This is a genomic window from Nostoc sp. ChiQUE02, from assembly GCF_034531305.2.
GTDB lineage: Bacteria > Cyanobacteriota > Cyanobacteriia > Cyanobacteriales > Nostocaceae > Nostoc.
In genome coordinates this window covers 53,277-80,038 of the sequence record NZ_JAVRBN020000016.1, presented here as the reverse complement: position 1 = coordinate 80,038, position 26,762 = coordinate 53,277, and the positions used below count along the sequence as shown (strand labels likewise).

Genomic DNA, 26,762 nt, shown 5'->3' with positions numbered 1-26,762 from the left:
CAAATTGATAGAATGCCAACAAGCCGTTCCTTAAAGAGGGGACTGGGAAAGAAGCAGGGGAGCAGGGAGCAGGGAGCAGGGGGAAAATTCCTCTCTTCTGCACCCTTTCCCCTACCCCTCAGCCTCTTGTGCCTAATCCCCAATTCCCACTCCCTGGATTCAATTTTTAAGTTTTGAGAAATTTTCCGATGACAACTGCAATTTCCTATCCTAATGCCCCTGATTTAGCAACCGATGATTACATTGTTATCGGTTTGGCAACCTGCTTCGTCAAAGAAGATGGAGAAGTTTATCAAATAGAAGTTATAGAACCAATTCCCTCTGCGGCTTTGGAAGCGCTGTTAAAGGGGATTCCTACCTCCTATAAGCTGGCTCATGCAACAACTTTGGGATCTGTGCTGGATGGCGATTCACAACTGGTGCCAGATGGCTTCCCAGAGTCGGCTCAGTTTGGAGAGGAATTTGTGCCACGGGCATTTGCAGCCGCTCGTACCTACAAGCGTCGTGAATCTGCAAAATCCCTGATTCCCTTAGGTACTAACTACACTGAATTTAAGTATTCCATTGAGCGCAAGCGGGTGTTAAACGCCGCTAGAGTTGTCACTAAAGAAGACAACGTTAAACAGCATTCTCACACTCACAAAGTTCTTTAGGTAATTATGCTAAAACTCTACGGCGGCGCTCGTAGTCGAGCGTCAATTGTTCACTGGTATTTAGAGGAATTAGGAATTCCCTACGAATTCGTCAAGCTCGATATGCAGGTGGGTGAACACCTCAAGCCTGAATATTTGGCAATTAACCCAGTAGGTAAAGTTCCAGCAATTGTTGATGGGGATTTTCAGCTTTGGGAATCTGGGGCAATTTTGCTGTATCTTGCCGATAAGTACAGTAAAACTACACTTTCACCAGAGGAACGTGGTGTCTTTTCCCAATGGGTGTTGTTTGCCAATGCTACCCTCGGGCCAGGAATTTTTATAGAAGCAAATCGGGAGCGGGAAATGCCCCGCTTGTTGACTCCGTTAAATGAAATTTTCAGTAAGCAACCTTTTTTGCTTGGCGATGAGTTCACTGTTGCTGATGTGGCAGTGGGGTCTATTCTGAATTACATTCCCATCATGCTAAAGCTAGACCTCAGTTCCTACCCAGCAGTGTTGAACTATATGAAGCAGTTATCTGAGCGTCCGGCATTTCAAAAAAGTATTGGCGGACGGGCTTAATTGTAGTAGGGGCGACAGCTATATGCCCCTACCCTGTATTAGATCCAAACAAACAAATTTTCACAAAACGTAGTTTGGATAGGCAATGTCCACCATGCAAATCTTTTAACGATAATTTGTAAATTGCAAAGCAACTGGGTAGTCTTCTTGTTTCAACCGCTGCATAACAATTTGCAAGTCATCTTTAGATTTGGCAGAAACCCGTACAGCATCACCTTGAATTGAGGCTTGTACCTTTTTGAATTCGTCGCGAATCAATTTGGAAATTTGTTTGGCGATTTCTTGGCTAATGCCTTTTTTGAGTTTGATTTCTTGACGCACGCGATTACCACTGGCTGATTCAACTTTCCCAAAATCAAAGATTTTTTGGGAGAGATTACGCTTGGCGGCTTTTTCCCGCAGGATGTTGTGTACAGAATCTAAGGTAAATTCGCTGTCAGTACTAACGTTAATGCTTTCTTCGACTAACTCGACAGTAGTTTGAGTGTCTTTGAGGTCGTAACGACCTTTGATGTCTCGTATAACTTGATCGACAGCGTTAACCAACTCTTGTCGGTCAAAGTCGCTCACAATGTCAAAGGAAAAAGTAGAAGCCATAAAACATTTTGGATTTTAGATTTTGGACTTCGACTTCGCTCAGTCGAACGATTTTGGATTGGGTATTGGGAAAACTCTTCCCCAGTCCCCAGTTCCCACTCCCCAATTAACTAGTAGTTTGGATGATACTCAAGAAAAAAAGAGTGGCACAGCCAAGGATGCCAATGCCAAACATGAGCGATCGCAAAAGGGGTATATTCAAAATATAAAAAATTGAGTATAGGAAACGAGCCACCACAAAGGCGATCGCAGCCACTTGTGCCTTAGTTGAATTTACACCAGTTATATAAGCCATCAATGCTGCTGCCGCAAACACCATAAACGCTTCAAAAGTGTTCTGATGTGCCCAAGTAGCTCGTTGGGCATAAGGTGGCAATTTATCAAACATAGCGCGAGGAGTCGAAAACGTTTCATAGCCAATACGCGCACGGGCATAAGCTACTAGCAAAAAAGGCACATAAATTAGAACGGCAGCAGCAGCGATCGAGTACAAAAAAATTATCATTACTTATTAGTCATTGGTTATTAGTCATCAGTCATCAGTCATCAGTCATTAGTCAAATACAAATGACAAAAGACAAATGACAAATGACTAATCAAAGTAGAAAAGCGTTACCACTTTTCTTTGTTCTTCCGCATCTTGACAAGTTTGTAACAGGGTACGACTGTCGTGAAACGCAAAGCAGATCAGTTGCTGGCAACGGGAAACAATCTCCTTGTTGCACAAGTAACTAGCTTCAGCGAGAGACAGATTATCATTACTGGGATTTTCTACTAAATGCATCACCTGTTCTAGTTGCTGGCGCGATTCCAAAGGCTGGCGTTCCAGACTTTGGGGTAGAATCACCGTCAACAAATTTGCATCAGCCCGGGTTGCTCCCTTGATGGCAGCTGAATTTGTACCTGTAGCACCAGAAGTGATGATTCGATTACCCGATAAAACTAGGGCATAAGTCATCATTTCAATAAGATTCTGATGCGTAATCGGGACGTGACGAGAACCCAGCAAGGCAATTCTTTTAGAACCCGTTTGCTGGATTGTGGCCAGTTCTTGCGCTAATGTATCGAGGTTAATAAGGTCTGTTGATTGGCTCAAAGATGGAGATAATCAGATTAAACGACCCAGATATTTTACCAAACAGCGTGTAGGTGCGAGGCGAACCTGAGTTAGACATTGCTACAATTTTTTGATTGTTTGGATTACTTGGTAGCACCAAGTAAGCTGATGCACATCTACAAGCTTGGCACAAACAAACTTTACGCTCCTCTGCGCTCCCACCGTACCGCCACGGTGAACTCGCAGGATAGCTGCCGCTCCGACTTCTCTGTGCGTTTAAATTTCAACCCTCAATTGTCCACGAATTTACGAAATTGTGTACTAAGCATGTCGCAGCTATCTGCTATGTGGCAAAGGAAGATAGTACGCCGTCGCCTGAGAAGTGACGGCGAACCAGCTGTACCCTCACCAGCAATACAGCCTCCTAACTGATAACTGAGCATAGATGCTCTTAATTTTTGAAGTTGATGAATCTAAGACAATGCCGCTGCGGGAGTTAAACCCAATTTAGTTAACAAGCGATCAATGTCAAAATGCTCTGACATCAACTGGCGAATATACTGAACCTTAATCGGTTCGTGCAGGCGGACTTGCCCAAAAGTGCGGTCAACAATTTCTACAGTGGTGAGGGTGTCTAAGTCAACAGATAAAATGGGGATTTCTAGTTCTTCAGCGCGACTGAGAATGAACGGTGGGGGTGGTAGTTGCCCGGTGAGAATTAAACATTGGGTAGAAGTTTCCAAAGCAGCTTGCTGAATTTCCACCCGATCGCCTCCTGTTACCACTGCCATATTCCGGCGTTTGCGGAAATACTTCACAGCGGAGTTGACATTCATCGCTCCAATTGCTAAACTTTCGACCAACAAATCCATGCGATCGTTGCGACAAAGAACATCAGCCTTTAACTGCTTGACTAGTTCGCCAACACTCACGCTGCGGAGCAAATCGCTGTTTGGTAGCATTGCTAGCACCGGAATACCCTGCTGTTCCAAAAATGGGCGCAAGAGAGTGTCAACCGCTTCTAGTTGGGTGACAGGGATATCATTGATCACAACTCCAATCAAGCGATCGCCCACACGCCCTTTAGCAGCCAATAGTGCTTCAACCGAAAGCAATGATTTATAGCGGGCTACTAACAGCACACCAGCATCCAATACTTCAGCCATTTGCAGCAAAGACAAGTCAAACAAATTGCCTTCGGACAAATCACCAGGGCCCTCCAGTAACACCAAATCGCCTTGGGACATTTGCAAATATTGCTGTATTAGGGACTGCTGATAATCGGTTTTGTCTTCCCCCCGCAGGCGCTTTTGCACATTTGGTTCATCCAAAGCCAGCATTGTAGGTACAACGCGGTTTTCCGGCAAATTGAGGCTAAGAGCGATGAACTGGACATCTTCCTCAATTACGGTTCCACTAGACGAATTCAAACAAGTACCGAGCGGTTTACCGTAGGAAATATCCAGTCCTTTTTGCTGTAGCTGATGAGACAAACCCAGAACAGTTGCAGATTTACCGCTGTAAGTCTCGGTTGATCCAATCAGCAAATATTTAGGGGATTTTGGCACACATGCACTCCTAATTTCAAAAGTCAGAAGAACCCAGCTAGGTGTTTCCTAATTCTAGTTCCTTCTGGCAAAAGCCTCTCGCTCTCACAAATTAAGGTTTCCCAGAAATAGCTTCTGATTGAACAAGCAAAAAGCTGTCTGAGCAGAGGCTTCCAACGCTCGATAGCGACCTAGAAGCGTCTGACTCGCTATCCGTTGGCGCAGCCCGCCGCAGCGAAAAGTCAAGCCAGGCGCTAACAGCGGGTTTCCCGACTTGTTTGCTTTTAGCGTTTCCACTTTGATGAAATTTTCCCTGGAAGCTTTTCTGAATCACAAGAAGCACAAAAGGAGGGTTTTGAAGTTCGCACATTTAAGCTACAAGCTTTTTATAGAAATAAACCTTTATGCCTATTCTTACTGAAGTTTTTTCATGATCATGAAAAATTTGGTTTTCCACTCTCACCAGAATTAGAAATTTTAGAGTTGTATTGATTGCGGGAAAGACCCAGCGTCAATCAAATATCTTGAATCTAGTCCAACTAAATAGCTGACAAAATCAGCTACGATCGCATCTGCTTTTGATACTTTTAAAAAATATTCAATTCTATCTAAAAGAACCTGACACCTAAAAGTTGAAATAGCATAATATCATAAGCAAGCTACGCCCATTGCAGATGAATTAGCATTACCAAGTACTGCGATCGCCTACGATAGACTGGAAGCGATCGCAGTTGAAAAGCATTCAGACCTTTCCTGAAAAACCCAATACCTGCATTGATTTTTCAAGTACTTCTTTGGGGCGAAATGGTTTAGTTAGATATAAATCTGCACCTACCTCAATTCCTTTTTGTTTATCAAATTCCTGTCCTTTAGCTGTCAAAATCACAATGTAGATATCAACCATTTGCAGGTCGTGTTTTACAATATGGCACACTTGTAGACCATTCATTTTCGGCATCATCACATCAAGAAAAACTAGATTTGGTTTTTCAGTTTTAATAGTTTCGAGAGCTTCTTCTCCATTTCTAGCAGTTAGAAGTTCAACACCCTCGTCTTCTAATGCTTCTAAGGCTTGTTCCATCAAAATCAAGATATTGGGTTCATCGTCAACAATTAGAATTTTCTGGGTCATAGGGATTGAGGATTGGGGATTGGGAATTGGGAATTAAGGATTGGAGATTAGAAGAATTCCTTCCTAATCCCCAGCCTCCAGTCGCAGCGATTACTGTTCTGATAGCATAATAAAAAATACATTTTCCAACTCCTTCTCAAACCGGAGGGTTTTCACCAAATCGGCTTCTTGAGAGAAGATAGAATCGATGATGATCATGTCAGGTTTGGCTGACAGGGCTTTATAAATGCATTCTTGTGGATCGGAGGCTTCAATCACGCTGTATCCCTGAGTTTGCAGTACATCTGATAGAGTTTTTAAGGCTGATGCATTTTTATCTACAACCAATACCTTTTTACTAGAAGTACCTTGGTAAAGCAGTGAGCCAATTTCGTTGAGGAGTTTCTCTGTGTCAATGGGCTTGGTGAGATAGCGATCGATGCCAATATGGTAGCCCCGTTCTTTATTTTCAATAATTGACAGAATAATGATTGGAATGTCTGCGGTCTGGGGATCGTTTTTGAGAACGGCTGCCACATCGAACCCGTTGATTTGGGGCATCATCACGTCCAAAAGAATCAAATCGGGACGGGCTATTTTGATTTGATGAATTGCATCCACGCCGTCCTTTCCTTCCCGAACGTTGTAGCCTTCGTTTTCCAATTGTTGACGGAGTAGTTCCCGAATGTTAGCGTCATCATCTACAACCAAAATGGTTTTACGGTTTTGGTTCAGCACAGCATTTTTGGTGATGACGTGTTCTTTGAGTTGTTTGACTAACGTATCCAAATTCAGATTAGCAGTGGTTTTTTGATCGCTGGCGTAGGTGGGAATGATGAACGAGAATACGCTGCCTTTACCTGCTTCACTCTCAACCCAGATTCTACCGCCGTGATGATCGACGATTTGTTTACAGATGGGCAGTCCTAACCCTGTGCCTTTGGGTTTGTCGGTGAGGGTATCGCCAACTTGGCGGAATTTCTCGAATACTTTTGGCTGGTCTTCAGGTGCAATACCAATGCCTGTGTCGATGACGCTGATGCAAACACCGTCGTTTCCTTGTTTGACGCGGCAGATGACACAACCAGATTCGGTAAACTTAACGGCATTGGAAATCAGGTTGATTAAAACTTGCAGTAGACGGTTGCGATCGCCTATTATCTGAGGCAGTCCAGGTTCAATCTCGCTGACCAATTGCAAGCCATTGGTTTCAAATAACCCGGCGGTAGAATTGGTTGCCCAATCCAGTAATTCGCTGGGATCGAGGGGCTGCATCTGCCATTCCACCTTACCTGCTTCCATCTTAGCGATGTCCAAGACATCATTAATCAAAGATGTGAGTCGTTCTGCTTCCGACACAATAATGTTGAGATTGTCAGCCACCCGCTTAATTGTTTTCTGAAGCTTGCGGTCTTCGGTAGAAATCATTGGGAACACATCGGTTTCCAGCTTTTCTTGAATGATGGACGCAAAACCGAGGACAGAAGTCAGTGGCGTCCGCAGTTCGTGGGAAACCGTTGAGATGAAGTCGGTCTTCATCTGGTCGATTTCCTTTTCTACCGTCACATCCCGAATTAGCAGCGCTGAACCGAAGCAGGCAGCGGGTTCTCGATCTGCCGTCTTTTTGAAAATGGCGGTTGCCACTGCTTGACCAATGCGTTCCTTGGTCAGTGCAACTTCGGCAGAGAACACCTCTCCAGGATGGGACTGAGTTCGTGCAACCAGGTCTGCTAAACCAGATATCGGTAATTCTCGGTAGTGACCGTTGAGGGCGGTAGCCGTCAATCCATACATGGCTAAAAAGGCAGGATTGAAGTGGGTGATTTGTCCTGTGGTATCTGCCACTAACAAACCATCTGCTAAGTTATCTAAAATAGCATTTAATCCCTGCGCTTCTGCTAGGGTATTTTGCAGGGCAGCCGTCCGCTCGACAACTCTGGCTTCCAGTTCTTGATTCAGTTGTCGTAGAGCCATTTCTGCTTGTTTGCGAGCAGTGATGTCGGTATTGATTTCCAGCACCGCGCAGGGCTGACCAGAGATGTCCCGTTGCAACGTCCATCGGCTCTCCACAGTAATCAGTTTGCCATCATGGGTGAGGTGTTGCACTTCTCCTTCCCAATTTCCTTGCTCTAATAACTCTGCTATAATTTCTTCCTTTGGTTTTAGAAAGGTTTTTTTGATAAAAGCCTGAATGCATTGGCCTTTTACTTCTTCACGCGTCCAACCGTAGAGTCTCTCGGCACCCTGATTCCAGTGAGAGATTTTGTCGCTCATATCACGGACGATGATGGCATCGCTGGAATGATTCAACATATCCAATAAACGTTGATTTTCAGCTTCTGCCAGCTTGCGATCGTGAATATCAGTACAGGTGCCAATCCATTCCCGAATACTGCCGTCTTCTTCGAGGACGGGGGCACCACAGACAGAGAAGTAGCGATAGTTGCCATCCTTGCCATGCAGCCGATATTCGGTTTGGTAGATACCTCGCTTTGCTACAGCAGCATTCCAAGCTTCTGTGGAACTGGCACGGTCATCGGGGTGAATCGGATCGAGCCAGCCCCAACCCTCAACTTCAGCCTCGCTTTGCCCCGTATAGGCCATCCAGGTGAGCATTTCCCTGCTGATTCCCAGTCCTTCCGGGGTAGCCCCCCAGATAATCTGTGAAGTAGCAGTTACTAAGGAGCGATATCGTTCTTGAAGACGCTGATTTTCAGCTTCTGCCTGTTTGCGATCGTGAATATCGGTGCAGGTGCCAATCCACTCCCGGACCCTGCCATCTTCTTCTATAACGGGCGCACCCCAGACCCAAAAGTAGCGATAGTTGCCATCCTTGCCACGAATTCGGTATTCAATTTGATACATACTCAGGTTTGCCACGGCAGCACTCCAGACTTCTCCGGTGTAGGCGCGATCGTCAGGATGAACGGCATCAATCCAGCCCCCATTTTGCGCTTCAGCTAGACTTTGACCTGTATAGGCTATCCAGCTTGCCAGTTCAAAGCAAATTCCTTGTGGTGTACTTACCCAGATAATTTGTGTATTAGCAGTTACAAGAGAGCGGTATCGGGCTTCACTCTGTTTCAGGATTTGTTCAGTATGTTGGCGTTCCTGCTGAACGCGTCGAAGGTCGCTGATATCCTCCACACTAGACCAGATCAGTTGCTCCCCATCTTTCTCAATCATCAGTCCAGAGATCCTGACCGGAACCAGATGCCCCTCTTTGTGGATTAACTCCTTCTCATAGGGACCGTAGCGACCAGTTTGTTCTAGGTTCTCTAGCGTAGCTTGGTCGGCGATCGCATAGTTTTCCGGAGTAATTTGCCAGTAGTTGAGATTCAGGGTTTCTGGAACAGTGCGCCCCAAAATTGCAGCATAGGCGGGGTTGATGTTAATTAGTGTCCCATCTGTTCGGCATAGTACTAGCCCAACAGGACATAGTTCAAATAGCTGACTATTGTATTCATCAAGTTGTTTAAACATGGTTGAGGTTTCTTTAGCGGCGTATTTGGGTAGGGTTAGAACAACAGAACCAAGACAACAAAGTGGCGTAAAGCTTTAACGAAATTGGGTGGCGTTGGAACATCTGGTAAATTTGATCGGGTGATGCACCTTCTACATCTGGACTATGCTGTGAAAGTCGCTGGATCAGTTGAGTATGGCGGATCAGCAAATCCGTCGGTTTGAGCATTGGAGCTGTTGATGGAATGAAGCCGTCAGCATCGGGAGTGGGGGATGATTCGGTTGTGGGAGTTGGCGAGGCAGAGGTGCTATTTTGTTCTTCAGCAGCGTCTGCCAATGCACAATTTATTGGAATCTGAATCCAGAATTCTGTGCCTTCACCTGGTTGAGAACGACACTTGAGCATTCCCCCATGTTTGTCTACAACAATTTGGTAGCTGATTGCCATGCCTAACCCGGTTCCCTTACCAACATCTTTCGTGGTGAAAAAGGGATCGTAAATGCGGCGGATTACTTCCTCCTTCATGCCTGGGCCGTTGTCGGCAATGCGAATCACAACCCACTGGTTGTCAAGGACTTCAGTGCGAATGGTGATTTGTCCCGTAGGGGGGGGTATTTCTTCATTGCCCATTCCCTCCTCTAGAGCATCAATGGCATTTGCCAGGATGTTCATAAATACTTGATTCAACTTTCCGGGGTAGCATTCAATCAAGGGAAGTTTGGCATAGTCTTTAACTATTTCAATTTTCGGTCGGCGAATAGCCGCTTTTAGGCGATGGTGAAGAATCATCAGCGTCCCATCGATGCCATCGTGGATGTTGACGGCTTTCATTTCTGCTTCGTCATGGCGGGAAAAGTTTTTCAGAGATTGGACAATTTCTACGATGCGACCTGTGCCCAGTTTCATCGAATCTAGCAGTTTGGGGAGATCCTCCATGATAAATTCCAGGTCTATATTGTCTAACTCTGATTCTAGTTCTGGAGGAGCAACAGGTAGGAATTTCTGATACTTTTCCAATAAGTGCAACAAGTCTTGGGCGTATTCGGCAACATACCTTAAATTGCCGTAAATAAAGTTAACCGGGTTGTTGATTTCGTGGGCAACTCCGGCAATGAGTTGCCCTAGACTGGACATTTTTTCGCTTTGGATCAACTTAGTTTGGGCCAATTGCAATTCATGAAGAGCTTGCTGAAGTTTCTGTGTCTGGGCTTTTGCCTGGAGGGCTGCTTGAGTGCTTTGCTCGTAAAGCACAGCTTTGTCAATGGCGATCGCTGTTTGAGAGGCAAAGATACTCACAAGTTTCAGGTGTTCAGCCATGTATGAGTCAGTTTTGGAGGTTCCAATAGCGATCGCTCCCAGTACCCGCTCTTTGGCTCGTAACGGTACACAAATCATTGCAGCAACGTTTTTTTGCCCCTCTAATCGCGGATCGGCTTGCACATCATTGACGAGTTCGGCCCGGTTGGATTGCACAATGTTGCCGATAATTCCCTTACCGGGTTCTGGCTGATTGTGGTCAAAAAACACTCCAAATTCGGCAATGATTTCAAACGCAGTTGCATCTGGACTCAAAAGCAGAATCATCCCCGCAGATGATTCAATTAATTGACTCAATTCTTGAAGCACGAGTTGGCCAATCTGTCGCGTATCTAAACTTGTTGTCAGTTGAGTCGAGATATCGTCAAACAAATCAATTTCCTGGTACCGCTCCAGCAATTCTTTGGCAAGTATTTTCTTCTCAGCTTCCTGCTTTGCCAGAAACGAGAGCAAAGTCGCAAGTAGAGTTGCCTGTTCTTTGCCAACAACCCAACCGATGATTTCTCCTGAAACCTCGATTGGATATCGGTTTTTTGTAGTTTGCTCCCCAATGCTAATCAGTTTCGTGCCATCTACCAGTTCAACATCAATAGCGATGTTGAACTGGTAGACTAAGTTATGAAGTAGAGATGGCAACTCTTTTTGGTTGAGCATCTTTCTGAGGCTAACTGCGGACATGAAACACCTCATCTAAAGCAGGTTGCAAATTAACCGCATTCAGTGTAGGTCTGTTCGCGTAGCGTCTCAAAGAGAAGCCTAAACTGTATTGCAACCTTCTGCCTTCTGCCTTATCCCAAGGGGAGACGCTAAAAGCGATTTGCCTCCTGCCTTGTTCACTGTAGCTATCCATACCCCTTCGGATAAGCAAGCTACGCCCAGCATCTCCAGAAAAGAGAGGAATTTTCATAAAAATCTAGGGATATAATAATTTACTAATTAAGACTAGCTTTCCCAAAAAGATTGGTGATATAACAGTGAAGTTGAGCGGTAGTAAATACCTTTAAACTTCTTATTAGAGGCATCCTTCCGTCTGTGTCACTCCCTTGCTTTCTGATGACACGCCCTAAAAAACTATAAAAAAAGCTTTCATAATTATAAAAAAGCATAGATTTAAATCTATAGTCAATTGATATCTCTTGTTGCTACTACTCTTAAATAATTAGGAATCAGCTTTTTGAGTATGTAGGTGAGCGCATTTATGAGACTGGAATAATCTCCTCTAATGTACAAAAAGAAGCTGCGATCGCAGCTTCTTTTGGTAATTTTAAAAAATATTTGGTTAAGCAGTAGCTTCAGTTAGATCCGAGAGTAGCGAAAACGAAGTCTGAGTAGCCGAAGCCAGCGTAACCACATTTGTGCAGGTTGTTCAAAGAAAGTGAAAATATCACCGAAACCCAAATTAGTTTTGTGATGATGTAACCAGTGTCTCTCAGGAGTAGTAATAAATAGAATTTGGCATAAAATATTTACAGGCTTTGAAGTTTGCCAACCCAGTACACTTATGTGTCTCCACCATACATGAAACTGACCAAGCAGTAATCCAGAGATCACGCCAATGGGAGAAAAAGACCACAGGACTACTGCTATAAGTACATAAGGCAAAGCTCCCAAGATACCATCTAAAAGAACCTGGGAATTAAAAGTCAAAATAGCGTAGTGGCGGAAGTCCTTCTTCCAAGAGTGGTGCGTTTTTAAATGAAGGCTACCAAAAACGTGCTCGGGTACGTGGTAAAAGAATGTAGATAGAAAATCACCAAAAAACAGTAATAACCAAGCAACAGCGATAGCCTCAAGCATTTGTACTCCTCAAGAATAGTTAAGAAAACTCCACAGAAAATATGCAAATGTCATGCTGTCGACGTAGACACCTGTTTTGCGCTATGCAAGCAGCACCTGTGTTTCTCATAGGTCTACGCTCCAGTTAATTTTGCTCAGAGTATATGTAATTGGGTTAGTTGCAGTTTCATGAATCTCCGATCCTTAATGCAGTAAACAGCAACTTGTAAGAACCTCCAACTTGACTTCTAGCTCTGGGTTAATGGTAGCAATACATCTAAAACCCGATGGGAATACAGTATTTTACCATAGTTACTACACAATCTTCTTACTAAGGCATACAGCGTAAGCAAAGGTTGAGTTAAAATTAGTACAAATTTAGGTTAAGACTTTCTTCAAAATTGTTAATTATAAATTGATTGCAATCAAGCTTCTATTATGAATCTAATCAGAACTATAGAAATAGGCATTCTGCCAACACAACCTAAGTTATGGAGGTGAATAAAGTAGGTTTACAATTAAATTGAGAGGTGGCAAAATTTGAGGATCTAGAATTAAATAGATGCCATAATAGTCGGCTATCAATCAATAAATCATGGGTAGGGAGCGACGCAATCAGAGAAACACACAGTGACGCGGAGAATGAATATTTCTCGTGTCCTCGTCTTAACCTATAAATTTCAACTTAGCGTTTAATACTAGTGAAATTCCTATATCTCCCTTCAAGTAGCTGTAAGGCTTCTACCTAATTAAGCTCAAAGGGGTGAAAAGTTGATTTTAGAGAAAATACACTTGGGTTAAGGCTTGATCCTCTCTAACCCTCCTTAAAAATGAGGAAATTAAGCTCCACTTTTAAAGGGGAGCCACTGCGTTGGACGGGTTAAGAGGCTTAAAGGGAGTGACGTCGCGTTACCGACTTGTACTCCTAGGTCGAAGCAAGCTACGTCTTGGCGGAGCCTCTGTCTCCGACACCCTACCCGAACGTAGAGAAGCGTCTTTGAACATGGGAAGCAAGTGGCGTGGACTGGGGGTAGCTTCGGGGTCAGATTATCACTAACCTAAGGTATTGGATTTTAGAGTAGCAAATCTTGATTGTTCATATATCATTGATAGACAAGTTAGTAAATCATTAAAGCACACCTGCAATATTTATTTACAACGTGTCCGATTGAAAAGATATCTTGGCACATCCCAAATTTAGATTACTTTCCAGTTGGAAGGTAAAATCAGGGTTTGAAGCTATGATTACACGATTTATCTGTTTCAGCATGAACAAAAAATGGGCGGTCAAGCGAATCACTATAAACCTGGCATTAAATGAAGCCAAGAACCTTGAAAAGTATTGTGAACAGACAGGCAGACCAGCAACGGATGTAATTCGAGAACTCATTCGAGCCTTGCCACTGACAAAATAAAAGTAGATTTGCGAACCATTTCACCTTGGTTCATTCTCAAGATACAAGCATTAGAATTTAGTTGAATTGGAGGTGTTAAATTAACGAGTGGTAATTTTTTGTAAGAATTGAGAGATACGTAAAAATTGAGTGAAGGCGTGCTACGCCCGCTGTAAACGAGCGCAGCACGCCGAAAACAATATAACCTGATAACTATTATTGAGTTGCACAATTAAGAGTGAGAAACTGTTTCTCCAGCTTGGCGACTATCCTGATTCTGTCGTCACCTTTGTCAGAGAATAATCTCTAACCTTTGTTTTTTATTTTCGCAACAAGTAACAGTATTGAAATAGCAAATATCCAGTCATGAGGGTCTAATCTATAGAGTTTAATCTATGATTACCGCTCTTGGATTACTCTCGTTCAGAGTAAAGTTGAAAAACTTTGCCCAATCTGCAACACCTTTCATTTGAGCTATGAGTCTTCTGGACTGGGACTTTTTAGACTTGGCGTGAAAAGTCAGGTCAAGGCAAGGCTTGAATAAGTTCCCGAATCACATCTATTGCTAGTCTGCCTGTCTGTTCACAATACTTTTCAAGGTTCTGAGCTTCATCTGATGTCAAGTTTAAGGTAATTCGCTTAAGCGCCCTTTTTTTACTGGAGGTTGCCAAACGGGGGAATTTAAGTGCAGCAGTTTTATTCATTGATTGATAAGCTAGATATATACAAACTTTCCTTATCAAGATTGCCAATTCAGAACTGTCTTTACCAGTGAAAATCGAGATTTTGAGATTGAACTTAAGCTTTACGCCCAAAATATATTACTGAATTTTGTAAGTATAAAATCAATAACAATTACGCAAGGAATCTGCTATTACGCAAGTGCAAGAAGCTTGCAGCTAAAGAGATGATGTCAGCAATGCCCCCACAGACCAGATTATTTGTTGAGCAAGGGGTGTTGAATTACTGAGACAAGTGGATTGCCAAAGGTAGTTTTCATCAGTGAATATTTTGGTAATATACCTGTTTTAAATCCTTTGCAACATGAGATTATTCGTTTGTTATGGCTATCACCTCATATCTATAGCAACCTAATAGATAATTCCTTTTAGTCAAAGGTGATTACACGAACAGTGAGTTAATACATGACTTTACAGAATTGGAGACGCAAGCGTGGCGTTGCACTTACTACCAAGGGTTTACAAAAAATTAAGGAAGCAAAGCATCAGTCAGAAGCAAAGGAAAACTTTGGAAACAGGTACACTCTTGAAGAAATGAGTGCACGCTCAGGATTGTATTCTGCTACCATCTCGAAAGTCTTGAATCGGGAAGGTGGAGTTGACAAACAGACTATTGAGAAGCTTTTTTCAGCTTTTCAATTAAAAATAGATAAAAGTGACTATTCAAGCTCAAATACTCGTCTAGATTGGGGAGAAGCTATCTTTAACTCAGTGTTTTATGGACGTACAGAAGAACTTATTACACTAGAGGAATGGATTCTCAATGAGCACTGCCAATTGGTGGCACTCTTGGGAATAGGAGGCATTGGTAAAACGACACTGTCTGTAAAGCTTGCTCAAAAAATTCAGGACAACTTTGAGTATGTGATCTGGCGATCGCTACGAGAAGCTCCACCTGTTAAAATTATTCTAGGTAATTTAATCCAATTTCTATCTGACGAACAGGAAACAGAAGGTAACTTACCAGAAAGCTTTAGCGATAGAGTATCGCGGCTACTCTATTATTTGCAAAATCATCGCTGTTTAGTGATCCTTGATAATGCAGAGTCAATTCTCCGCAGTGGTAGCCGCGCCGGACTTTATCGAGAAGGATATGAGGAATATGGTGAGCTTTTAAGACGCGTAGGAGAAGCATCTCACCAAAGCTGCTTAGTGCTGACTAGCCGTGAAAAACCTAGAGAAGTCGCATTATTGGAAGGACAAGCACTACCTGTTCGCTCATTGCCACTGAGTGGATTGAAGGTGGCGGAAGGGCAAGAAATCTTAAAACTCAAGGGGCTATCGGCAGCAGAGGATGAATGGAAAGTAATAATTGAACGTTATGCAGGCAATCCATTAGCTTTGAAGATAGTCGCCACCACCATTCAAGATATTTTTGATGGTAATATGACCGACTTTTTGCGACAAGATACGGCTGTTTTTGGAGATATTCGCGATATTTTAGAGCAGCAGTTTGAGCGCTTGCCAGACTTAGAAAAGGACATAATGTACTGGCTAGCGATTAATCGGGAGTCAATTACACTCTCAGAACTGCGAGATGATATTATATCACCAGTACCACCAGCAAAATTACTTGAGGCTGTGGAATCTTTAGGAAGGCGATCGCTCATTGAAAAAACTGGATCACTTTTTATGCTCCAGCCTGTGGTTATGGAGTATGTCACTAGTAGCTTGATAGAACATGTTTGTGAAGAGATTCTCACTCAGAATATTGATTTATTCACTAACAAAGCTTTGATAAAAGCGACCGCAAAAGAATATGTTAAGGATACTCAAATCCGCCTGATCATCAAACCCGTTATAGATGGGCTGCTTACTGCTTTTAGAAGTAAAAAACTTTTAGAAAATCACTTAGCTCAAATTTTAGTAACCCTACGAGAAATATCCCCTCTAGAACAAAGTTATACGGCAGGAAATGTCTTTAATCTGCTTTGTCATTTAGAAACTGATCTCAGCGGTTATGATTTTTCTTATCTAACTATTTGGCAAGCCGACCTGCAAAACGTCAAGTTACATAATACAAATTTTGCTCATGCCCATCTTGCTAAGTCTGTTTTTGTTGAAACCTTTGGTGGTATTTTTTCGGTAGCTTTCAGCCCTAATGGTAAACTTTTAGCTACTGGTGATACCAATGGAGAAATTCGCTTGTACGAAGTTGCGAATAGTCAGCAACTTCTGACTTGTAAGGGTCATACTGGTTGGGTTTGGTCAGTCTCCTTTAGTCCCGACGGTCAGGTTCTTGCTAGTGGCAGTAATGACCAAACAATAAAGTTGTGGGATATCAATACTGGTCAGTGTTTCAAAACTTTAGAAGGTCATAGTGGTGGGGTTCGTTCAGTCACTTTTAGTCCCGACAGTCAGGTTCTTGCTAGTGGCAGTGATGACCAAACAGTGAAGCTGTGGAATATCAGTACAGGCAAATGTCTAAAAACCTTACAGGAAGTTGGTTGTAGTGTATGGTCAGTTGCCTTCAGTCCAAAAGATTACATGTTAGCAAGTGGAAATGATGACTATACGGTAAGGCTATGGGATATTAACAGCAGTTCATGTATTCACACCTTAGAGGGTCATACTCAGCGGGTATACTCAGTCAGTTTCAGCCCTGATGGTAATACACTAGCTAGTGGGAGCCATGACCAAACAGTGAAACTTTGGGACATCAGTAATACTCAATGTTTTAAAACTTTGCGGGGGCATACTGACTTAGTACATTCAGTTACCTTCAGTGTAGATGGTAGCGCTCTTGTTAGTTGCGGTGATGACCAAACAGTTAAGGTATGGGATTTCGTTACTGGTCAATGTCTTAAAACTCTACAAGGACACAGAAGTAGGGTATGGTCTTTAGCAATATGTATAAATCAAAACGTTTGTGCCAGTAGCAGTGATGACCAAACGGTAAAGTTATGGAATATCAGTACTGGTAGATGTATTAAAACTTTGCAGAGTTTCAACAATGGGATATGGTCAGTCGTTGTCAGCCCAGACGGTAAGATTATTGCTAGTGGTAGTTACGATCAAACTGTGACACTGTGGGATGCTACTACTGGTAAGTGTCTAAAAACTTTGAGGGGACATACTAATCGAGTTACATCAGTGACTTTCAGTGCTGATAGTCAAATTCTTGCTAGTGGTAGCGAAGACCAAACCTTGAGGTTATGGGATCTTAGTACTGGCCAATCTCTAAAAATCTTGAAAGGACATAGTAATCGAGTTACATCAGTTACTTTTAGTGCCGATAGCCATTTTCTTGCCAGTGGTAGCGATGACCAAACTATAAAACTCTGGGATATCAGCACTGGTCAATGCCTCAATACTCTACGGGGACATAGTGGTAGAACATGGTCAGTCGCCTTCAGCCCTGACGGTGATATACTAGCTAGTGGAAGTCACGACCTAACAGTGAGACTCTGGGATGCTACCTTAAATCAATGCTTGAAGACTTTACAGGGTCATACAGAGTGGGTTTGGGCAGTTGGCTTCAGTTTAGATGGTCGTATACTAGCTAGCGGTAGCGGAGACCAAACTATAAAACTGTGGGATGTCACCACTGGTGGCTGCCTTGGAACTTTGCAAGGGCATACTAATAGCGTATATTCAGTTGCTTTCAGTGTAGATGGTTGCATACTAGCTAGTGGTAGTGGCGACCAAACAGTGAAGCTTTGGGATGTTGACACAGGTAGCTGCTTAAGGACTTTATCAGGACATACTAGGTGGGTTTGGTCAGTTGGCTTTAGTCCCGATGGTCAAACTGTAGTCAGTTGCAGTGAAGATCAGACAATTAAGATTTGGGATGTAGAAACAGGTGAATGCTTGAAAACTTTGAGAAGCAAAAACCCTTATGAGGGAATGAATATCACTAGCATAACTGGGTTAACTGAGTCTCAGAAGGATACTTTAAAAGCTTTAGGAGCAGTTGAGTATTAATTGAAGAAGAATTCAGAAGTTAAAATCAATCAGTTGGTGATTTTGCGTTTCAGTAGCGAAACTGCACCTAAAACGCTGTATGCTAATATCCCTAATCCAGCAGATGGTTCGGGTACTGACTTAAGTGCTGAAAATGCTAATTCTCCAATTAGTTTATGAGTAGTAGTTGTAGGATGAACTTCGTCCCAAAACACAAATTTTTCAGGGTTACATAAAACTTGTTGTGTGGGAAAATCTATGGGCACTACTGATAAGTCTTTGCTAATACAAGAGTTGGTCACGTTTGTAAAACCGAATTCATCTGGAGCTACAATAATCCTATCAAAGAGGGAATTAACATTCAGTTCTATAATGTTGATATCAGGACTTAATTGTTGCCTCAAAGATTTGAGTGTCGTGTCTAAGCTAGAGTTATGTGTGCTGCTGAATGTGTTGAATAAGTTGGAACGTTGACTATCGAAATTTGCAAAAGGCAATTTTCCCAAATCTGGCAAGTTGACCACCATGATATCTCTAGCGCCATCAGTAACAAGCGATGTCAACGCTGCTGATAAATTTCCCACTGTATTGTTAGGGTTGGGATCACCACCGAAAAAGTAACTTAGATAGTCATTAGTACCAGCCCAAATAATATATAGAGCATTAGGATCGGCAGTTTGTGCTGATACAAAACTATTTATCTGTTGCTGCAATCCTGGTAAGCCAGGTAAACCAATATTCTCAGTTCCTGTAGTCGCACCACCAAAAGCAAAGTTATTTTTCAGATTTAATGTTAATCCTAGATCGGAGGCAAGATAATCAACCCAAATTGGGCCATTAGAAAAACGCCCATTAGAGTAGGTTGAACTTGGAGGAATGATTCCGTTAGTGGCATTAAATACATTACCACTATCAGAAAAACTGTCTCCAAAGACGTAAATATTGTCATAATCCTTTGCTAATACTTTGAGTGGAAATATCAAAGATAATAGCAAAAATCCTGTTGTTATAATTTGTCTTTGCACAGTTAATTCCTTAATCTAGTTTCAACCTTGTAAAAATGTCCTTAAAAAGAAACTTCGCTTTTTTGTTGAGAGCTTTATTTTGCTGATTTAGAGCTTTCAAGAGGGTCAGGACTTAGCGCTACATTGCCCCAGCGCATCACGTTCGCAGCAATAGCACCGGCTGCACCGAAGCCATAGACGAGAACCAGATCATTTTCGCGAATCTTGCCCAATTTTGCAGCATAGTACATATTGGCGACAGTAAGTACTGGTCCAATGTTTGCATATTGAGAATAGAGATCGATCGTCCGTTCTGGGTCAATGCCCAGTACGCGCGTGCAGAAGCTGGCAAACCAAGCAGTAGATGTATTGAAAATAAAAAAGTCGATTTGATCGAGTGTTACACCGGCTGCGGTGATCGCACCCTCACAGCATGTACGGAGAAACCCCACGGCTGTTTCGCGAGTCACCTTGTTGGCTTCCTTGCATAGCTTCATGCGAAGCTGTGGATTGCCTTGCGCGTCCGTCGTAAGTTGAGGAAAAACTACATTACATAACTCACCAGCATGAATGGTCTTTGTGCCAAGGATTCCCTGATTCGATTCTAATGAACCAACCACGAAAGCTCCGGCACCATCACTAAGGAACCATGACATGGTGTCATCTTCGTCGAAAAAGCGAGAGTATGTGCATGAGATAACTACCAAGACGTTGCGGTATTCTCCTGCTCGTACCAAGGCACAGCCGGTTTGAAGCGCAATAGGTGTACTGCCGCATGTTGCATCAAGATTCCATGCAGCACCCCCCAGGCTAAGTTGACGGGCAAGGAAAGCTGCATCGCCTAGCCCGATTTGTTCAGGCCATACAGAAGCGACAATCATTAGATCAACGTCTTTGGGGGAAAGCCTAGCCGCTTCGAGGGCATCCCTTGCAGCACGCTCCTCTAACGTCAATGATGATTCGCCAGTACCAAGTACCCATCGCTCAACAGTACCACGAAATGGGTCTGACAGATATGGCATCATTTCTAAGTCAAACTCGTTGCTGGGGGTGGAGCCTGCGAGCGAAAAAATCCTCGCCAAACTTTTCTGCTCTGCCTGAGCAATTAACTCAGGGTATTTTTGTCTGTAGTAATCATTAGTACGTCTAATACTGGGAAAGCTCACTGCGATCGCCCGAATACCTACTGGGTAATCCACCATAACTAATCTCCTCTCAGTAATTCGTAGCACCTTGCCAAATCAGACTTTCGAGACGGCTTCCTATTGGTGCAAGCCTGCTAGGTTCGATGAGTACATCAACAATAAATGGACTAGGCGATGCCATAGCTTTCTCTAGCGCACCCTGGATGTCGCACTCCCTTTGAACACGGATACCATTAGCTCCCATTCCTTGGGCAATTTTGACGAAATCCGCTTGGGGAATCGCTGCATCCACAGCATTGAAACCCAAACACATCATTCCCTGTTCGCACATATTGTAGCGCCCGTCGTTGAGTACAATCCAGACGGCGGGAGCTTGATATTTGACCGCAGTGTTTACCTCATTAAGCATGAGCATGGCACCATCTCCAACAATAGCGACGGCTTTACCTCGGCGTGCTAGCGCAGCACCAACGACACCAGTAGCGGTATGACCCATAGCCGCAAACCCTGTACTAGCACGAAAACGTCCTGGTTTTGTAAATTGCAGTAGATTAATTGCCCAAGCAAATGAGTTTCCACCCTCAGCCATCACTAAAGCATCACTTCCTTCAACAATTACCTGTTGAATCACATTCATCAATATATTGGGTAGAACTCGATCAGCCGTGCTTGGATGAACGATATTATGTACGGGTCTCGGTAGTGACAGGGCTGTTGATAGACTAAGAGCCTCTGGAAAGTATCTCAGCAGCCCCTTGACAAAAAGTCTCACATCGGATTGGACGGCAAACGTCTCAATAGATGGATATGCAGTTCCTGGCATCTTCGGGTCTATGTCAACATGCAAAAAGCCGCGCCTGGGAATCATTACGGGGTTCCAGAATGAGGTAAATTCACCAAGACGCGTTCCTAGTACCAGGATGTACGAAGGACGCTGCTCCTGCATATACCTCAAAACCGACTCATGTCCGCCAAAGCCAGTGACTCCTACAAACTGACGATGGTCTTCAGGAAAGATGCCCTTACCCCGTGGTGAGCACATTACAGCAGCCCCTGTTCTCTCAGCAAGGTGGTGAATCTCTTTTGCAGCACCCCGTGCCCCGAAACCGACCCAGATGGCAAAGCGTCCCTCAGATAGTAACCGGACACATTCGGCAATTGTTTCCTCACTTGGTGTTGCCACGCCGTGAGACAGATTTACTCGTGGTAATGATGTCTTTAGTAAACTTGTTTGGATATTTGTAGGAATACTTATATGAGCTACGAATCCTCCTGGTTGTCCTAGCCCAAGGGAAAGCCTTCGAGAAACTTCTGGGAGCTCATCGCTAGATTCGAGAGTGGTTGCATAATGGAATATTTGCCCGGAAGTAAAAATACCTGTGCTAGGCATTGTGTAGGTGCTAGTTTCTTGGCAAGCCCACCGTCCACGCTGTGGTGCTGAGGTCGAAGCTGACACAAAAATGACCTTAGCACCCTCCCAACGGGCAGCAAATAACCCGGTTAAAGCGTTGGTGATCCCCGGCCCTGTAGTAGTGAATACCACAACCGGGCGATCGCTAGCAAAATGTGCCTCAATGGCTGCAAAAGCTGCTCCAGCTTCGTGGCGAAAGTGCAGCACCTGGATGGGACTTTGATGTAATGCAGCCCACACTGGGGCGATCGCGCCTCCCGAAACACCAAAGGCATATTGCACTCCCATATCTCTCAGGATTTTTACCACTGCCTCTGCTACCGAAAAAGTTAGGGATGGCTTGCCATCAAATAGCTGTTTATTTGAGTTTAATTGTTCGGTGGTATTCGCTTGTGTATCCTGAAATTTAACATCCATAGAAACTATACTTAGGAATAATTTCCTCTGCGGGATAATATTATCCCACACCCAAAGTAGGTCAGCGTAAATATTTGTCCTTTAAATCAGGCAGTAAGCAGCTATGCCGAAGGCAAGAGGCTAGAGGGTTTTAGCCTACTTCATCTTTATTAAGATAATTTAGTTTTATTGTGCCAATCTACTTGCTTATCCTCACACACTTTGGTCTTTTCTTGTCTACCTACTTAAACTCTGCTTTGATTAGAGAAGAAATGTTAAGAGAGTTTAAGAGCGGCAAATGTGGCGATGCCTGCGGTGGTCACTGAGCTTTGTCGTACCCCTACGGGGAAGCAAGCTACGCGCAGCGTCTCGTAGAGAAGTGCGGGCTGCGCCAACGCAGATGGGTTCACCTATCTTTTGGTTTATGAAAACTAAACACTATTAATCAAGCTCTGGAGTATAAAAAGGTGATTGACTTCAATCCGTACAAAGCTTTAACTTTTGATTGTTACGGAACCCTAATCGATTGGGAGAACGGTATCTTAAAGGTGCTAAAGCCACTTCTGCTAGCACACAACACTAATTTGGATGACGAGCAAATTCTGGAACTTTTTGCTGAATTTGAAGCAGAACTGGAAAAAGGAGAATATATCAAATATCGAGAAGTGTTGAAGAGAGTAGTTCAGAAATTTGGTGAGCGATTTGGCTTTGAGCCTACTGCTGACGAACTAAATTTACTTGCTAATTCGATTCAGTATTGGCTGCCTTTCCCCGATACAGTTGAGGCACTTAGAACTTTAAAGCAAAAGTTTAAGCTGGTAATTATCTCAAATGTCGATGACGATCTCTTTGCTTTCTCGGCAAAACACTTGGAGGTAAAATTTGACCAGATAATCACAGCAGAACAGGCAAAAAGTTACAAACCCTCCTTAAACAACTTCAGACTGGCTATTGAAAGAATTAATTTGCCGCTAGAGCAGATATTACACGTCGCTGCTAGTGTATATCACGATATCGTTACAGCCAAATCTCTGGGACTATCAACAGTTTGGGTAAACCGTCGAGCAGACCAAAAAGGAGCACACACTACAGATTCGCGACTAAGTCAACCTGACCTAGAAGTGCCAGATTTAAAGACTCTCGCTGCTATGAGTTCACCAAAACAATATTGAGCAATAAGTGTTGAGTGCCCAGCACTGTTTCGATGAGGAGCTGTTGTTACAAAACGAAACAGGAATTGCAACATAGATTGATTCTGCCTTAATCTGGAAAAACTACTACGCCAGTTTGATTGCACATTCGACCTTCTTTTGAGGGCGACATGTAAGGGACGGGTGATGCTCGTACTAACGCTCTCCTTCTGGCTCTCCTTTCCTCAGCGCCCTGCCGATAAACTTGTTCAATAAAACACTTTGATAGCCTAAAACGATGAAAGCATCTGCTAATTTCGACTTTGAAGACGAGAAATTCAATGCACCGCCTTCTCAAGTCCTTCCCTGGTGTCAGATGATTAATCCTCGGTATGGCACAGATGGTATGCAATCCCACGGTTTGGCGATTAAGCTAGATAATGCTAATGCTGTCGGCTTTGTGCCAGATGATAATTGGCAGCAAGTGGAGCATGAATTTAGCTCTGGAGTCGAAACGGTCTTTATTAGCACTACCCCACGCTTGGTTTTAGTGCGTCGGGGGCCATTATCTGTCAAAGACCGGGAAAGTGGTCTAAAACTGGGTACGCTCAAAGAGAATTATGATGCTTTTTTAGCCGACAAACTTAAATTTAAAACCTTTACTCGCTATCTAATTTTTATAGTGGGGGAGAATAAAAAGTTTTTACATGAATCACCACTACAACTAACTCTTAATGGTGCTGCCGGAGCGAGTTTCAGCAAAACCTACTGCGAATATCAACAAGGCAAAGTAGTTAGTGGATTCGTTGCTGAACTAGAAAAAGCTTATGCTGTTTATCGCAAGCAACCGTTGACACCAAAAGGGCCTTTGTTCCATGCTCACGGGATTTTTTGCCCAATAATTGAGTGTGAAGAAAGAGGCATTGAACCAAATACAGTTCTAGTAGCTTCAACTGTAGATTACAAACATCCCACGGTAGGAACTTTAACACAATATTTAATTGCTTCTGATTCTCTTGAGTCTGCAATGATTTGCAAGACTTTTGAAGAACACAAAGATTTTGGAAAGGAACCTGTCAAATCAGAAACGCCTAAATTGGCAATGGCAGGAGTTTCCAACTCTTATGTTTATGCTGATGAAGATGATTTTGCTTATCCGCCGTATTAGGTGGGAGTGGGGAAGCAGGGGGCAGGGGGCAGGGGGCAAAGGGGAGAATAAAAAATTAGTTTCCCCTCTGCTCCCTGCTCCCTTCCCCATACCCAATATCTATTCTTTGAGCAGCAAATAATATAGTGACCCATTACCGCCTGTGATGCCAGCGCGATCGCCTGCTAATTTCCCAGACCCCATAAAATAATCCACTCGGCCCGGGCCTTTGATGGCGCTTCCTGTATCCTGATCAAGCACAAAGCGGCTAACAGTACGCCTCTCTAGTTTGCCACGACTGGCAGGATAGGGAAATGAGTTGTAAATCAACGCTAGCGCTCCCGGAGGCATGAGAGACTTATCTGTAGCAATGGAACGTTCTGCTGTTACTGGCACATGAATACTACCAGTCGCTCCTCTACCACCTGTTTCTTGGAAGAAAATAAATCTTTCCCAGCGGGGCAGATAATTGTTCAACTCCTGGGGCTTTCCCCGGAAATAACTAATCAGACGTGGCATTGTCAATCCTTCTAGTGGAAGTTTGCCATCTTTCGCTAGTTCTTTGCCGATACTAGTCCAAGGGTAATCAGTTCCGCCTGCATAGCCAATTGATGTTGTCTTGCCATTAGTTAATTTAATTTGGGCAGAACCTTGGATATGCACCATGTATGCATCTAGGCGATCGCGGAACCAAAGCAGTTCTAAACCGCGCAACTTGCTCTTATTCCCTTGTAAACCATCCTTTCCTTCCAAATCAATTCGTTTTGGGTGGGGTTTCGGCCATTGGCTGAAATCAGGTGGTAGCCGATAAAGGGGATACTTGTATGTTGCAGTCCTGACACGGCTAGCGGTGTAAACAGGTTCGTAGTAAGCAGTGAATTTAACAGTACCCTTGCCATCGTTGCCCACGGACTGGTAGAAGACAAACTCCCGGCGAACAGCGGCTTGTAATTGCGCTGCTGACTTAGAACTGACAACGAGTTGGCGGAAACGTAGCAAACTCCGGCGGACGCGATCGAGGGTAATTCCCTCAACTGGATAATTTTGATATGCTGCGATCGCCTCACTCTTTGTTAGGTAAACCAGACTGTTATCAATGGAAGCCAACAGCGCTTTGCGATCGCCTGTTTTACCCCGTTGACCCCAAATTTGGTCATCCCAACCCAAGCAAGTCTGCTGGAGCGTACAATCGCTTCCGATCGCGATTGGTTTTAGCGGCGGCGTTAACTCAGGAGTGATTGGTACTGGCAGAGGCGGGAGATCAGGAGTAGTCGGTACTGGCAGAGGCAGTACATTAGGAACCTGAGCAACAGCCAACCAGAGAGGATTTATAAAGGCAATTCCCAAACTCAAGGAAAGCAAAGCAAGGGTTTTTCTCATCATTTAGTTGAATCTTTCAACACTGGAACTAAAAACGGGTTCTACCCGGATTGCCACGATCCGAGAGGGTCTTACTACCATATACTCCCCTTGAATATTTTTGATCGGCACGCTAATAAAGTCATTAGAAGCAGACTTTGGCACAAGTTCGCCGCTATACCACTTCTGAAACTCTTGAATAGTAGGAAAACGTATTTCTTCTCGGTGGCCGCTTTCCAGTAGGAGGTATACGGCATATTCATTTGGAGTTCTAGCCATAAGGTTGAATCATTTAAAAAACATTCAACCCATTGTTAACCACGTAACCCCCGAATGAAAAGGGTAAGCATACGGGAGGTGGGGATGAGAGAAGAAGCAAGGGAGCAGGGAGCAGGGAGCAAAGGAGAAGAGTTTTCCCCTCAGCAAGAGCAGCACCGCCCCTCTGCCTCTTTTCAATGCCCAATGACTCTTCACTCTAGACGCCTAATCCTTTAACCAGTTCCTTAAAAAGTGTAAGTTGACTTTAGCTCTTGCATAACTCTCCAATCAACTTCTGATAAGTCATTGACATTGTTAAACAACAGTTATTCAGGAAGCGAAAATTATGAAACTTTACTATCGTGGTCTGAGCTATGAATATGACCAAAAAAAATTTGGCAGCAAAAAAACAGAACAGCCGTTTCAACCAGTTCCTCAAATTGGGTCAGCTTATAATCTCATGTACCGTGGCGTTAACTATCGTGTTGATCCAAATTCTAAATCGGTGGAGGTTCCTCTAACACCAGTAGCCTATAAATTGAGCTTTCGGGGAATCACCTACTTTGTAAATAAAACTGCATTAGGAGAAGTTACCGTAGTCTCTCAACCGGCAATTACTTCAAAAGTTGAGAGACTGCTGATTTCTGACGAATTAAAGCTTCAACAATAATATCGCTGCAAGCCGAACTGGAGTCTAGGGAGTCATGAACTTGTAGTACAATCCTCAAAAAACCTTGAAATTTCACCACTACCTACCTACTTTCTCTCTTAACAAACCTTGCCAAAACTG

The 26,762-nt window shown here is 43.6% G+C and carries 22 protein-coding genes; 7 read left to right on the top strand and 15 right to left on the bottom strand.

Annotated elements, in window-relative coordinates; all coding sequences use genetic code 11:
• Positions 1 to 188 precede the first annotated feature (188 nt).
• Together RM347_RS17995 and RM347_RS17990 are read left to right on the top strand one after the other, a co-directional pair.
• Positions 189 to 653: a hypothetical protein gene (locus tag RM347_RS17995; RefSeq protein WP_094346737.1), complete on the top strand. Its 465-nt coding sequence runs from the start codon at positions 189 to 191 to the stop codon at positions 651 to 653.
• A gap of 6 nt (positions 654 to 659) precedes the next feature.
• Positions 660 to 1,217 carry a glutathione S-transferase family protein gene (locus RM347_RS17990; protein ID WP_322720606.1) on the top strand — a complete coding sequence of 186 codons (558 nt, stop codon included), beginning with the start codon at positions 660 to 662 and terminating at the stop codon, positions 1,215 to 1,217.
• A gap of 105 nt (positions 1,218 to 1,322) precedes the next feature.
• Here RM347_RS17990 and RM347_RS17985 read toward each other — a convergent pair whose 3' ends face one another.
• From RM347_RS17985 to RM347_RS17945, 9 genes are all read right to left on the bottom strand, one after another.
• The gene (locus RM347_RS17985; protein WP_322720607.1) at positions 1,323 to 1,814 is read right to left on the bottom strand and encodes a YajQ family cyclic di-GMP-binding protein; all 492 of its coding nucleotides are present in this window, start codon (positions 1,812 to 1,814) and stop codon (positions 1,323 to 1,325) included.
• A gap of 106 nt (positions 1,815 to 1,920) precedes the next feature.
• Positions 1,921 to 2,319: an MAPEG family protein gene (locus tag RM347_RS17980; protein WP_322720608.1), complete on the bottom strand. Its 399-nt coding sequence runs from the start codon at positions 2,317 to 2,319 to the stop codon at positions 1,921 to 1,923.
• A gap of 87 nt (positions 2,320 to 2,406) precedes the next feature.
• Complete coding sequence (locus tag RM347_RS17975; protein WP_041565591.1) at positions 2,407 to 2,910, bottom strand: hypothetical protein; 504 nt, start codon at positions 2,908 to 2,910, stop codon at positions 2,407 to 2,409.
• A gap of 434 nt (positions 2,911 to 3,344) precedes the next feature.
• The gene (locus RM347_RS17970; RefSeq protein WP_322720609.1) at positions 3,345 to 4,439 is read right to left on the bottom strand and encodes a phosphotransacetylase family protein; all 1,095 of its coding nucleotides are present in this window, start codon (positions 4,437 to 4,439) and stop codon (positions 3,345 to 3,347) included.
• A 721-nt stretch (positions 4,440 to 5,160) separates the two neighbouring features.
• Positions 5,161 to 5,550 (bottom strand): response regulator transcription factor, encoded by a 390-nt coding sequence (locus RM347_RS17965; RefSeq protein ID WP_322720610.1) that lies wholly within the window; start codon positions 5,548 to 5,550, stop codon positions 5,161 to 5,163.
• Positions 5,551 to 5,640: 90 nt separating this feature from the next.
• On the bottom strand, positions 5,641 to 9,012 hold the full coding sequence (locus RM347_RS17960) for a PAS domain S-box protein (protein ID WP_322720611.1): 3,372 nt from the start codon (positions 9,010 to 9,012) through the stop codon (positions 5,641 to 5,643).
• 13 nt (positions 9,013 to 9,025) lie between these two features.
• Positions 9,026 to 10,987 carry a sensor histidine kinase gene (locus tag RM347_RS17955; RefSeq protein ID WP_322720612.1) on the bottom strand — a complete coding sequence of 654 codons (1,962 nt, stop codon included), beginning with the start codon at positions 10,985 to 10,987 and terminating at the stop codon, positions 9,026 to 9,028.
• Entirely contained in the window at positions 10,974 to 11,216 is a 243-nt protein-coding gene (locus tag RM347_RS17950) for a hypothetical protein (RefSeq protein WP_322720613.1), read from the bottom strand. The genes RM347_RS17955 and RM347_RS17950 overlap by 14 nt, the downstream gene beginning before the upstream one ends.
• A gap of 389 nt (positions 11,217 to 11,605) precedes the next feature.
• On the bottom strand, positions 11,606 to 12,106 hold the full coding sequence (locus RM347_RS17945) for a fatty acid hydroxylase (RefSeq protein WP_322720614.1): 501 nt from the start codon (positions 12,104 to 12,106) through the stop codon (positions 11,606 to 11,608).
• Between the two features lie 1,247 nt (positions 12,107 to 13,353).
• On the opposite strand from RM347_RS17945, the gene RM347_RS17940 reads away from it, so the two are divergent.
• Positions 13,354 to 13,500, top strand: a complete 147-nt coding sequence (locus RM347_RS17940) for a CopG family transcriptional regulator (RefSeq protein ID WP_322695793.1) — start codon at positions 13,354 to 13,356, stop codon at positions 13,498 to 13,500.
• Between the two features lie 503 nt (positions 13,501 to 14,003).
• Here RM347_RS17940 and RM347_RS17935 read toward each other — a convergent pair.
• Positions 14,004 to 14,183 (bottom strand): CopG family transcriptional regulator, encoded by a 180-nt coding sequence (locus tag RM347_RS17935; protein ID WP_322720615.1) that lies wholly within the window; start codon positions 14,181 to 14,183, stop codon positions 14,004 to 14,006.
• Positions 14,184 to 14,624: 441 nt separating this feature from the next.
• Between RM347_RS17935 and RM347_RS17930 the strand changes: the two genes are divergently transcribed.
• Positions 14,625 to 18,143 carry an NB-ARC domain-containing protein gene (locus tag RM347_RS17930; protein ID WP_322720616.1) on the top strand — a complete coding sequence of 1,173 codons (3,519 nt, stop codon included), beginning with the start codon at positions 14,625 to 14,627 and terminating at the stop codon, positions 18,141 to 18,143.
• Positions 18,144 to 18,172: 29 nt separating this feature from the next.
• On the opposite strand, the gene RM347_RS17925 is transcribed toward RM347_RS17930, so the two are convergent.
• The 3 genes from RM347_RS17925 to RM347_RS17915 form a co-directional block, all read right to left on the bottom strand.
• Positions 18,173 to 19,147, bottom strand: coding sequence for an SGNH/GDSL hydrolase family protein (locus RM347_RS17925; protein ID WP_322720617.1), 975 nt, complete (start codon positions 19,145 to 19,147; stop codon positions 18,173 to 18,175).
• 74 nt (positions 19,148 to 19,221) lie between these two features.
• A complete protein-coding gene (locus RM347_RS17920; protein WP_322720663.1) occupies positions 19,222 to 20,328 on the bottom strand; it encodes a 3-oxoacyl-ACP synthase III family protein in 1,107 nt (368 codons plus the stop codon).
• 13 nt (positions 20,329 to 20,341) lie between these two features.
• On the bottom strand, positions 20,342 to 22,099 hold the full coding sequence (locus RM347_RS17915) for a ScyA-related TPP-binding enzyme (RefSeq protein WP_322720618.1): 1,758 nt from the start codon (positions 22,097 to 22,099) through the stop codon (positions 20,342 to 20,344).
• A gap of 446 nt (positions 22,100 to 22,545) precedes the next feature.
• On the opposite strand from RM347_RS17915, the gene RM347_RS17910 reads away from it, so the two are divergent.
• Together RM347_RS17910 and RM347_RS17905 are read left to right on the top strand one after the other, a co-directional pair.
• Positions 22,546 to 23,250: a haloacid dehalogenase type II gene (locus RM347_RS17910; RefSeq protein WP_322720619.1), complete on the top strand. Its 705-nt coding sequence runs from the start codon at positions 22,546 to 22,548 to the stop codon at positions 23,248 to 23,250.
• A 256-nt stretch (positions 23,251 to 23,506) separates the two neighbouring features.
• Positions 23,507 to 24,376, top strand: coding sequence for a DUF5895 domain-containing protein (locus RM347_RS17905; protein WP_322720620.1), 870 nt, complete (start codon positions 23,507 to 23,509; stop codon positions 24,374 to 24,376).
• A 99-nt stretch (positions 24,377 to 24,475) separates the two neighbouring features.
• Here the strand turns inward: RM347_RS17905 and RM347_RS17900 are convergent, their stop codons facing one another.
• Positions 24,476 to 25,735 (bottom strand): murein transglycosylase A, encoded by a 1,260-nt coding sequence (locus tag RM347_RS17900; RefSeq protein WP_322720664.1) that lies wholly within the window; start codon positions 25,733 to 25,735, stop codon positions 24,476 to 24,478.
• 3 nt (positions 25,736 to 25,738) lie between these two features.
• Positions 25,739 to 25,993: a hypothetical protein gene (locus RM347_RS17895; RefSeq protein ID WP_069073729.1), complete on the bottom strand. Its 255-nt coding sequence runs from the start codon at positions 25,991 to 25,993 to the stop codon at positions 25,739 to 25,741.
• A 325-nt stretch (positions 25,994 to 26,318) separates the two neighbouring features.
• Here RM347_RS17895 and RM347_RS17890 point away from each other — a divergent pair, with 325 nt between their 5' ends.
• Positions 26,319 to 26,642: a DUF4278 domain-containing protein gene (locus RM347_RS17890; protein ID WP_322720621.1), complete on the top strand. Its 324-nt coding sequence runs from the start codon at positions 26,319 to 26,321 to the stop codon at positions 26,640 to 26,642.
• Positions 26,643 to 26,762: the final 120 nt, after the last annotated feature.